Source organism: Kineococcus indalonis, assembly GCF_009906395.1.
Classification (GTDB): domain Bacteria; phylum Actinomycetota; class Actinomycetes; order Actinomycetales; family Kineococcaceae; genus Kineococcus; species Kineococcus indalonis.
Window position 1 is genome coordinate 1 of record NZ_JAAALM010000090.1, and the last position, 10,120, is coordinate 10,120.

A 10,120-nucleotide genomic window follows, 5' to 3' on the forward strand; every position below is an offset into this window, starting at 1 on the left:
CGCCCGCCCCGTCCGCCACCACGCCGGCCCAGCGGGCCAGGTCCTCCACGGTCGACCACAGCTGCCCCGCCGGCGCCATCGCACCGGCGTCGTGCTCCGGCTCGGGCAGCAGCACGTCCGCCCACGGGTGCACCGCGAACCCCCGCGCGGCCGGCCCGCGCGGGCGGGTGCTCGTGCGGTCCATCCCCAGCGGGCGCAGGAACTGCCCGGCCACCACCTCGTCCCACGCCGCCCCGCGCAGCCGCCCCAGCAGCTCGCCCAGCACGCCGTAGCCGAGGTTGGAGTAGTGGAAGCGCGTCCCGGCGCGGTGGCGCAGCGCCCCCGGCCCCAGCAGCGGCAGCAGCTCACGCCAGTCCCCGCCCGGCGTGCGCTCCCACCACGGCCCGTCCGTCTCCGCCTGCAGGCCCGAGGCCTGCCCCAGCAGCTGGCCCACCGTCAGCGCGCCCACCCCGCGCGCGCCCAGCTCGGGCAGGTGGGCGCCCAGCGGCTCGTCCAGGCCGGTCAGGCCGTCCTCCACGCACCGCAGCACCCCGGCGGCCACGAACGTCTTCGTGATCGAGCCGATCCGGTACTGCGTGCCCGCCGTGGCCGGCGTGGTGGCGGACGGGGCGGGCGTGCTGCGCCGCGAGACGGTCGAGGGCGCCCGGCAGCCGCAGGCCGTGGACGACGCGCGCGGGGCGGCGTGGGGCGGCGGGTACGGGCTGGGCCTGCAGGTGTGGAACGCCGGCGGGCGGCGCTTCGCGGGGCACTCGGGCTCGATGCCGGGGTTCGTGGCGCTGCTGCGGGTGGACGTGGAGACCTCCGACGCGGTGGTGGCGCTGACGAACTCCACCACGGGGTTCGGCGACCTGGCGGTGCGGCTGCTGACGGCGTTCACCGACGCCGAGCCGGCGCCGCCGCGGCCGTGGCGGCCGCAGCCGGTGGAGGCGGACGCGCTGGAGCTGACGGGCCTGGCGGGGCGGGGGCGCTCCTCGCGCTTCGTGCGCGACGAGCAGCGGCCCGGGTCGTGGCGGGGCCTGGACGAGTACTACGCCGGGGAGGTGCTGCGCCCGGTGCGCGGGGCGGACGGGGCGGTGAGCCACCTGGACCTGGCCAGCTTCCGGCTCACGCGCACCCCGTACGACCCGGGCGCGGACGTGCCCGGCGGGGTGGACCCGGCGGGCTGGCTGCCGTGACCCCGCCCACGGCGCGCGCCGGGGGGCCGGGGGCGGGACGTACCCTGGGCGCGTGACGATCGCACCCGAGGGACGGCGGATGCTGCGCATCGAGGCGCGCAACGCCGAGACGCCGATCGAGCGGAAGCCGTCGTGGATCCGCACCAAGGCGCGCACCGGCCCGGAGTACACCGAGCTGAAGGGCCTGGTGAGGAGCGGCGGCCTGCACACGGTGTGCGAGGAGGCCGGCTGCCCCAACATCTACGAGTGCTGGGAGGACCGGGAGGCGACGTTCCTCATCGGCGGCTCGGAGTGCACCCGGCGCTGCGACTTCTGCCAGATCGACACCGGCAAGCCCTCGCCGCTGGACCGCGACGAGCCGCGCCGCGTGGCGGAGAGCATCCGGACCATGGGGCTGCGCTACGCCACGATCACCGGGGTGGCGCGCGACGACCTGGCCGACGGGGGCGCGTGGCTGTACGCGGAGACGATCCGCCAGACGCACGCGCTGAACGAGGGCACCGGCGTGGAGATCCTCGTGCCGGACTTCAACGGCCGCCCCGAGCTGCTGCAGCAGGTCTTCGACGCCGCGCCGGAGGTCTTCGCGCACAACGTGGAGACGGTGCCGCGCATCTTCAAGCGGATCCGCCCGGCGTTCCGCTACGAGCGCTCCCTGGACGTCATCGCGCAGGGCCGCGCGGCGGGCCTGGTGACGAAGTCCAACCTCATCCTGGGCATGGGCGAGACCGACGAGGAGGTCGTGGGGGCGCTGGCGGACCTGCGCGGCGCCGGCTGCGACATCGTCACGATCACCCAGTACCTGCGGCCCAGCCCCAAGCACCACCCGGTGGAGCGCTGGGTCAAGCCCGAGCGGTTCGTGGAGTTCTCCGCCGAGGCCGAGCGCCTGGGCTTCTCCGGCGTCATGGCCGGTCCGCTGGTGCGCTCCTCGTACCGGGCGGGGCGGCTGTGGGCGCAGGCGATGCGCCGGCGCGGGGTGGAGCTGCCCGAGCACCTGGCGCACCTGGACCGCGAGGTGCCGGCCGCGCAGGAGGCGTCCAGCCTGCTGGCGCGCTGAGCGCCCCCGACCGCCCGACACCCCGACCGCCCGGCGCGCCGCCGGGCGGTCGGGCGCGCGCCCGCGCGCCGTATCCTTGGCCGCATGGCACGACGTGAGACGCGCGCGGGCGCGACCCCCGCCCCGAAGGCGGGCGCGACGCCCGCCCCGAAGCCGAAGAAGCAGCGGTTCGCGCGGCTCCGCCAGCTCAAGCAGGTCTACGACATGACGGTGCGGGTGGACCCCGCGTCGAAGTGGTGGCTGCTGCTGGCCCTGGGCGGCCCGCTGCTGCTGGGCGTGCTCGTGGGCGTGCTCAGCGGGCACTGGATCTACTTCCCGCTGCTGGGGCTGCTCATCGGCGTGCTGGCGGCGATGTTCGTGCTGGGCCGGCGCGCCGAGCGGGCCGCCTACGTCAGCCTGGAGGGCCAGAAGGGCGCCGCGGGCGCGGCGCTGAGCTCGATCCGCCGCGGCTGGACGGTCGAGCAGGAGCCGGTGGCCGTCGAGGCCCGCTCCCAGGACATGGTGTTCCGCGCCATCGGCCGCGCCGGGATCGTGCTGGTGGGCGACGGCCCGCCCACCCGGGTGCGCAAGCTGCTGGACGGCGAGCGCCGCAAGGTGGCCCGCGTGGCCCCCAACGTGCCGGTGCACCTGTTCACCGTGGGCGACGGCGGCGGCGAGGGCGAGGTGCCGCTGCGCAAGCTGGCCGGCCGCGTGCAGCGGCTGAAGCCGACCCTGACCAAGCAGGAGGTCGCCGCGGTGCACAAGCGGCTGCGCGCGCTGGGCGGGGTGCGCCCGCCGGTGCCGCAGGGCGTGGACCCGATGCGCGCCCGCCCGGACCGCCGGGCCATGCGCGGGCGCTGAGCCCGCGGGCCGCCGAGCCCGCCGCTCGACCCGCTCGCTCGACCCGCTGCTGGACCAGGCCGCCGGTCACCGTCGCACGACGACGGTGCCGGCGGCCTTGTCGTGCAGCCCGCGCCGGTCGGCGTCGAAGACGACGGCGGGCAGGACCAGCACGAGCAGCACCGCGCGCAGGGCGCCGCGGGCGAAGCCGACGGGGCGCGGCGCGTCCAGGCGGCGCACCGCCGTGCCGGCGACGGCGTGCCCGATGGTCATGCCCAGCGTGGAGACGAGCAGCCAGTGCATGACGAGCAGCACGGCCAGCGGCGCGAGGTCGCGGCCCAGCGCCTCGCCCAGGAGGAAGCGGCCGATGAGGGTGGCCAGGGCCCAGTCGACGGCCAGGCCGGCGACGCGGCGCGGCCAGCCGGCCGCGGAGCCGCTGCCGGTGGCGGGCAGGCCCAGGCGCACCCCGGGCACCGGGTGCCCGTCGTCGGCGCCCGAGGGGCCGGGCGCTGCGCTGCGGGGCGGCCTGTCGCTCACGGCGCCACCCTAAGCGCCGCGCGGGCGCGCTCCGGCGGACCACCCCTGTCCCCGTCGTGGACACCTCGGTAACGTGGCCGAAACACCCGCGACACGGGGGCGAAACGGCGCCCCCCTACCGTCGGCCCGTCCACGGCGGCTCGACAGCCGGGCCGGTTCCGCGCATGGAGGTTGGATGTTCAGCAACTCCGAAGAGGTCCTGAAGTACATCAAGGACGAGGACGTCAAGTTCGTCGACATCCGCTTCTGCGACCTTCCGGGCGTCATGCAGCACTTCAACGTGCCGGCCGCCTCGTTGGACGCCGACGCCCTGACCGAGGGCCAGATGTTCGACGGGTCCTCGATCCGCGGCTTCCAGGCGATCCACGAGTCGGACATGAAGCTCATCGCGGACCCGACCTCCGCCTTCCTCGACCCGTTCCGGGCCGAGAAGACCCTGGTGATCAACCACTCGATCGTGGACCCGTTCACGGACGAGCCCTACAGCCGCGACCCGCGCAACATCGCGGCCAAGGCCGAGGCGCACCTGAAGACGACCGGCATCGCCGACACCGTCTTCTTCGGCGCCGAGGCCGAGTTCTACATCTTCGACGACGTGCGGTTCGAGACCAACCAGCGCGAGTCGTACTACCACATCGACTCCATCGAGGCGGCCTGGAACACCGGGCGCGCGGAGGAGGGCGGCAACCGCGGCTACAAGACGCGGTACAAGGGCGGCTACTTCCCCGTCCCGCCGATCGACCACTTCGCCGACCTGCGCGACGAGATGGTCGTGGAGCTGGAGAAGGCCGGCCTGAAGGTGGAGCGCTCGCACCACGAGGTCGGCACCGCCGGCCAGGCCGAGATCAACTACCGGTTCGACACCCTGAAGAACGCGGCCGACCAGCTGCTGCTCTTCAAGTACGTCATCAAGAACGTGGCCTGGCGCAACGGCCGCACGGTCACCTTCATGCCGAAGCCCCTGTTCGGCGACAACGGCTCGGGCATGCACTGCCACCAGTCGCTGTGGAAGGACGGCTCGCCGCTCTTCTACGACGAGAAGGGCTACGGCGGCCTGTCGGACCTGGCCCGCTGGTACATCGGCGGCCTGCTGCACCACGCCCCGTCGCTGCTGGCGTTCACCAACCCGACGGTGAACTCCTACCACCGCCTGGTGCCGGGCTTCGAGGCCCCGGTGAACCTGGTGTACTCGGCGCGCAACCGCTCCGCGTGCATCCGCATCCCGATCACGGGCAACAACCCCAAGGCCAAGCGCCTGGAGTTCCGCGTGCCGGACCCGTCGGCGAACCCGTACCTGGCGTTCTCGGCGCAGCTGATGGCGGGCCTGGACGGCATCAAGAACCGCATCGAGCCGGCCGACCCGATCGACAAGGACCTCTACGAGCTCCCGCCCGAGGAGCACGCGAACATCAAGACGGTCCCGTACTCGCTGCCCGACGTCCTCGACAAGCTCGAGGAGGACCACGAGTACCTCCTCGACGGCGGTGTGTTCACCTCCGACCTGATCGAGACCTGGATCGACTACAAGCGCACCAACGAGGTCGACCCGATCCGCCTGCGGCCGCACCCGCACGAGTTCGAGATGTACTTCGACATCTGACGGGTGCGGGCCGCCGGCCCGCAGCCGCACCGGGAGCCGTCGTCGGTGACCCGCCCCCGCACCGCCGGGGCGGGTCACCGGCGGCGGCTCCCGCCGTCCCGGGCGCGGCGGTGCCGCGCGGGGGCTGCTCACCTCGCGCGGCACCGCGGGCTCGCCTAGGGTCGCTGGCGTGGAGCGCGTCGTCGTCATCGCCGACGTCGACGAGACCCGGGTCCTGCTGTCGGGCGAGGTCGACGCCACGCTGTCGGCCGAGCTGTCCACGGCGTGCGCGGCCGTGCTGGCCCGCCAGCGGCCGGTGGTCGTGGACGTGCGCGACGTCGCCTTCATGGACTCCACCGGCGTGGGGTTCCTCGCGCGGCTGGCCTCGCGGGCCGCGCACCAGCCGGTGGTGCTGCTGCACCCCACGCCCGTGGTGCGCTTCCTGCTGACCAGGACCCGCATCGGCACCCTGCTCGACGTGCGCGAGGACGAGGCCGGCAGCTCCGGCGCGCCCTCCTGAGCACCCCGCGCCGGGACCGGCGCCGGGGCGGGGGTTAGGTTGACGGCGACGCGACGGACGAGAGGCGGGGCGCGGTGACGCAGACGGTGGACACGCACGGGCAGGCGCTGAGGCTGGGGTACAAGGCGTCGGCGGAGCAGTTCGACCCCGCGCAGCTGGCGGACTTCGCGGTGCAGGCCGAGGAGTGCGGCCTGGACTCGGTGTGGATCTCCGACCACTTCCAGCCGTGGCGGCACGTGGACGGGCACGCCCCGGCGGCGCTGACGTGGCTGCCGTGGGTGGCCGCGCGCACCTCGCGGGTGCAGCTGGGCACCAGCGTGCTGACCCCCACGCTGCGCTACAACCCCGCGGTGATCGCGCAGGCGTTCGCCACGCTGGGCTGCCTGGCCCCGGGCCGGGTCATCCTGGGCATCGGCACCGGTGAGGCGCTGAACGAGACGGCCGTGGGCGTGGACTTCCCCGAGGCCAGGGAGCGCTTCGCGCGGCTGCGCGAGTCGGTGCGGCTGATCAGGGCGCTGTGGGAGGGCGAGCGCGTCACCTTCGAGGGCGAGTACTACCGCCTGCACGACGCCACGGTGTACGACCGCCCCGAGGTGCCGGTGCCGATCTACGTCGCCGGTGGTGGACCGGGGGTGACCAAGTACGCCGGCCGCGCCGGCGACGGGTACATCTGCACCTCCGGCAAGGGCATGGACCTGTACCGGGAGACGCTGCTGCCGGCGCTGGAGGAGGGCCTGGCCGCCTCCGGGCGCGAGGCGGCGGCCATCGACCGCACCATCGAGATCAAGGTGTCCTTCGACGAGGACCCCGAGCGGGCGCTGGAGAACTGCCGGTTCTGGGCGCCGCTGTCGCTGACGCCGGACCAGAAGGCCTCCGTGCACGACCCGGTGGAGATGGCGCGGCTGGCCGACGAGCTGCCGATCGAGCAGGTCGCCAAGCGCTGGATCGTGGCCTCCGACCCGGGCGAGGTGGCCTCCGCGGTGCAGGGGTACGTCGACGCGGGCTTCACCCACCTGGTCTTCCACGCCCCCGGGCACGACCAGTCCCGGTTCCTGTCGCAGTTCACCGCCGACGTGGTGCCGCTGCTGCGCGCGGGCTGAGACCCGCTCACCGGCTGAGCCGGCGGTGTCCCGGCGCCCGTCGCGGGCACCGGGACACCCGGGGGTCAGGCGCGGCCCTCGTTGTGCGGCTCGATGCTCGCCGCGGTGTCCACGTCCTGGTCGGCGGCGGGCTCGACCGGCCCGTCACCCGGCTCCGAGCCGCTGCCGGCGGCGGTGTTGCGCGACGAGCGCTCGGGGTCGTCGACGCCGGTGGCGGTGGGGGCCTGCCCGGCGCGCTTCGCCGCCTCGCCGCTGCCGACGTCCTCCAGCTCGATGTCCTGGTCGGGGTTCTCGCTCACGTCCGGTCCCTCCTGTGGGTGGCGGAGCACCGCGGCAGCGGCGCCACGGGGCCCCCTACCCCCGGTCACCGCGGATCATGCGGCCGTGCGGGGCGCCGTGCGGGGCGCCGTGCGGGGTGCCGTGCCGGCGCCCGGGTCAGCGGCCGTAGAAGACGCGCTCGACGACGCCGCGGCAGCGGCGGGTGGTGCGCAGGTACAGCTCCTCGAACTCCGCCGCCGACCCCGGCTCGAAGCCGAACAGGCGGGCGACGCCGTCGAGGTCGCGCACCTGGGTGGGCAGGGAGTCCCCGGGCTTGCCGCGCCACAGCGCCACCGCGTTGCGCGCGCGCGAGGCCAGCGTCCAGGCCCCCACGAGGACGTCGGCGTCGGCGGCGTCGAGCACCCCGGCGCGCACCGCGCCGTTCAGCGCGCCCACGGTGGAGGTGGTGCGCAGCGCCTCGTGCTCGCCGGCGTGGCGCAGCTGCAGCAGCTGCGCGGTCCACTCCACGTCCGAGGTGCCGCCGCGGCCGAGCTTGAGGTGGCGCAGCGGGTCCGCCCCGCGCGGCAGGCGCTCGGCCTCCACGCGGGCCTTGACGCGGCGCACCTCGCGCACGTCGGCCTCGGAGATCCCCCCGGCGGGCCAGCGCAGCGGGTCCACCATCGCCAGGAACTCCTCGCCCAGGTCGGCGTCGCCGGCCACCGGGCGCGCGCGCAGCAGGGCCTGCGCCTCCCACGCCTGCGACCAGCGCTCGTAGTAGGCGCGGTAGCTGGACAGCGAGCGCACCAGCGGGCCGTTGCGCCCCTCCGGGCGCAGGTCGGCGTCCACCTCCAGCGCCGGTTCCGGGCCGGGCGCGCCCAGCTGGCGGCGCAGCTCGGCGACGACGTCGGTGGCGGCGCGCTGGGCCTCCGTCTCGGCGGCCCCCGGGAGCGGGGCGTGCACGAACAGCACGTCGGCGTCGCTGCCGTAGCCGGTCTCCGCGCCGCCGAGGCGTCCCATGCCCACCACGAGCAGGCGGGTGGGCAGCGGCGCGCCGGTGCGCCGGGCGACGGCCTGCGCGCTGACCCGCAGCGCCACGTCGAGCACGGCCTGGTCGGCGTCGGCCAGGGCCCGGCCCACCCCGGCGAGGTCGCGGGCGCCGACGAGGTCGGCGACGACGGTGCGGAACAGCTCGCGCCGGCGCACCCCGCGGGCGGCCTGCACGGCGGTGGACGGCTCGGCGCGGCGGGCGGCCGCCGCGGCGGCGTCGGCGATGACCTCGGAGACGTCGTAGGGCGCCAGCCGCTCGTCGTCGGCGAAGACGGCGACCGCCTCGGGGCTCTTCATCAGCAGGTCCACCGGCAGCCGCGCGGCCGACAGGACCGAGGCGAGGCGCTCGGCGGCGGCGCCGGAGTCGCGCAGCATCGTCAGGTACCACTGGGTGCCGGCGAGGGCCTCGGACACCCGCCGGTACGCCAGCAGCCCCGCGTCGGGGTCGGCGCCGTCGGCGAACCAGCCCAGCAGCACCGGCAGCAGGGTGCGCTGGATGCTGGCGCGGCGGCTGACGCCGGAGGTGAGGGCCTCCAGGTGGCGCAGCGCGCCGGCGGGGTCGCGGTAGCCGAGGGCGGCCAGGCGGGCGCGGGCGGCCTCGGGGCTGAGCTGGGCGTCCAGGCGCGCCTCGGCGGAGGACAGCCGCGCCACCGCGCTCAGCAGCGGGCGGTAGAAGAGCTTCTCGTGCAGCCGGCGCACGTCGCGGCGCGTGCCGCGCCAGACGTCCTCCAGGCCGGCGACGGGGTCCCCGCGCAGCCCCAGGGAGCGGCCCAGGCGGCGCAGGTCCGCCTCGGCGGTGGGCAGCACGTGGGTGCGGCGCAGCCGGTGCAGCTGGATGCGGTGCTCCAGCGATCGCAGCAGCCGGTAGTCGCGGTCCAGCTCGCCGGCGTCGTGGCGGCCGACGTAGCCGTAGGCGGCCAGGGCGTCCAGGGCCTCCAGGGTGTTGGCGCTGCGGCGCAGCCGCTCGTCGGTGCGCCCGTGCACCATCTGCAGCAGCTGGATGGAGAACTCCACGTCGCGCAGCCCGCCGCTGCCCAGCTTGAGCTGGCGCTCGGCCTCCTTGGAGGGGATGAGCGACTCCACGCGCCGGCGCATGGACTGCACGTCCTCCACGAAGCCCTCGCGCTCGCCGGCGCTCCACACCATCGGCGCGATGCCGCGCACGTAGTCGCGGCCCAGGGCGAGGTCGCCGGCGACGGGGCGGGCCTTGAGCAGCGCCTGGAACTCCCACGTCTTGGCCCAGCGCCGGTAGTACTCCACGTGGCTGGCCAGGGTGCGCACCAGCGGGCCCTGCTTGCCCTCCGGCCGCAGGGCGGCGTCGACCTCCCACAGCGATCCCTCGGCGGTGGGCGCGGAGCAGATGCGCTGCAGCGCGGCGGCCAGCTTGGCGCCGGTGCGCAGCGCGGCGTCCTCCGCGGCGCCCTCGGCGGGCTCGGCGACGTAGACGACGTCGACGTCGGAGAGGTAGTTCAGCTCCCGCCCGCCGGTCTTGCCCATGCCGATGACGGCCAGGCGGCACTCGGCCCCGCCGCCGGGCACCTCGGCGCGCGCCAGCGCCAGGGCGGTCTCCAGCGCGGCGGAGGCCAGGTCGGCCAGCTCGGCGGAGGTCTCGTGCAGCACGGCGGTGGGGTCGGCGGCGGCCAGGTCGCGCCCGGCCAGGCCCACCAGGCGGCGGCGGTAGGCCACCCGCAGCGCCTCGGCGCCGGCGGTGCCCGCGGCGGCGGGCTCGGCGACGGGCACCGCCGCCGCGGGGTCGGCGCCCACCGCGCTCAGCAGCTCGGCGCGCAGCTCACCGGGGTCGGGGGCGGAGGCGGGCACCAGCGCCGTCCAGTGCCCGGGGTGGCGCACGAGGTGGTCGCCCAGGGCGACCGAGCCGCCGAGTGGGCCGAGTACCGCGCGCAGGTCACCCCGTTCGAGCTGCAGCGCTACCTGCCCCTGCTGTGAGCACCGCGCCCGGGCGCCGCACCAGCGCCACCGCGCAGCTGGCCGCGGGCGGGGTTCACCGACCCCGCCCGCGGCCTGCGGCTGCTG

At 75.8% G+C, this 10,120-nt stretch carries 10 protein-coding genes; 6 read left to right on the plus strand and 4 right to left on the minus strand.

Annotated elements, in window-relative coordinates; translation table 11 throughout:
* Positions 1–541: serine hydrolase domain-containing protein (locus GTR00_RS06745; RefSeq protein WP_323132284.1), on the minus strand; the 541-nt coding region annotated here is incomplete at its 3' end.
* Between the two features lie 10 nt (positions 542–551).
* Between GTR00_RS06745 and GTR00_RS22890 the strand changes: the two genes are divergently transcribed.
* From GTR00_RS22890 to GTR00_RS06760, 3 genes are all read left to right on the plus strand, one after another.
* Positions 552–1,175, plus strand: coding sequence for a DUF7586 domain-containing protein (locus tag GTR00_RS22890; RefSeq protein ID WP_323132285.1), 624 nt, complete (start codon positions 552–554; stop codon positions 1,173–1,175).
* A 52-nt stretch (positions 1,176–1,227) separates the two neighbouring features.
* Entirely contained in the window at positions 1,228–2,229 is a 1,002-nt protein-coding gene (gene lipA, locus GTR00_RS06755; RefSeq protein ID WP_166610870.1) for a lipoyl synthase, read from the plus strand.
* An 84-nt stretch (positions 2,230–2,313) separates the two neighbouring features.
* Positions 2,314–3,069, plus strand: a complete 756-nt coding sequence (locus GTR00_RS06760; RefSeq protein ID WP_166610871.1) for a DUF4191 domain-containing protein — start codon at positions 2,314–2,316, stop codon at positions 3,067–3,069.
* A 66-nt stretch (positions 3,070–3,135) separates the two neighbouring features.
* Here the strand turns inward: GTR00_RS06760 and GTR00_RS25605 are convergent, their stop codons facing one another.
* On the minus strand, positions 3,136–3,585 hold the full coding sequence (locus GTR00_RS25605; protein WP_166610872.1) for an RDD family protein: 450 nt from the start codon (positions 3,583–3,585) through the stop codon (positions 3,136–3,138).
* A 175-nt stretch (positions 3,586–3,760) separates the two neighbouring features.
* On the opposite strand from GTR00_RS25605, the gene glnA reads away from it, so the two are divergent.
* The 3 genes from glnA (at position 3,761) to fgd (ending at position 6,784) form a co-directional block, all read left to right on the plus strand.
* The gene (gene glnA / locus GTR00_RS06770) at positions 3,761–5,185 is read left to right on the plus strand and encodes a type I glutamate--ammonia ligase (protein ID WP_166610873.1); all 1,425 of its coding nucleotides are present in this window, start codon (positions 3,761–3,763) and stop codon (positions 5,183–5,185) included.
* 169 nt (positions 5,186–5,354) lie between these two features.
* Entirely contained in the window at positions 5,355–5,684 is a 330-nt protein-coding gene (locus GTR00_RS06775; protein WP_166610874.1) for an STAS domain-containing protein, read from the plus strand.
* Between the two features lie 74 nt (positions 5,685–5,758).
* On the plus strand, positions 5,759–6,784 hold the full coding sequence (gene fgd, locus GTR00_RS06780; RefSeq protein WP_323132286.1) for a glucose-6-phosphate dehydrogenase (coenzyme-F420): 1,026 nt from the start codon (positions 5,759–5,761) through the stop codon (positions 6,782–6,784).
* Between the two features lie 65 nt (positions 6,785–6,849).
* Here fgd and GTR00_RS06785 read toward each other — a convergent pair whose 3' ends face one another.
* Together GTR00_RS06785 and GTR00_RS06790 are read right to left on the minus strand one after the other, a co-directional pair.
* Positions 6,850–7,083 (minus strand): hypothetical protein, encoded by a 234-nt coding sequence (locus GTR00_RS06785; protein ID WP_166610875.1) that lies wholly within the window; start codon positions 7,081–7,083, stop codon positions 6,850–6,852.
* 136 nt (positions 7,084–7,219) lie between these two features.
* Positions 7,220–10,120, minus strand: a 2,901-nt coding sequence (locus GTR00_RS06790; RefSeq protein WP_166610876.1) for a bifunctional [glutamine synthetase] adenylyltransferase/[glutamine synthetase]-adenylyl-L-tyrosine phosphorylase, incomplete at its 5' end; no start/stop codon positions are given.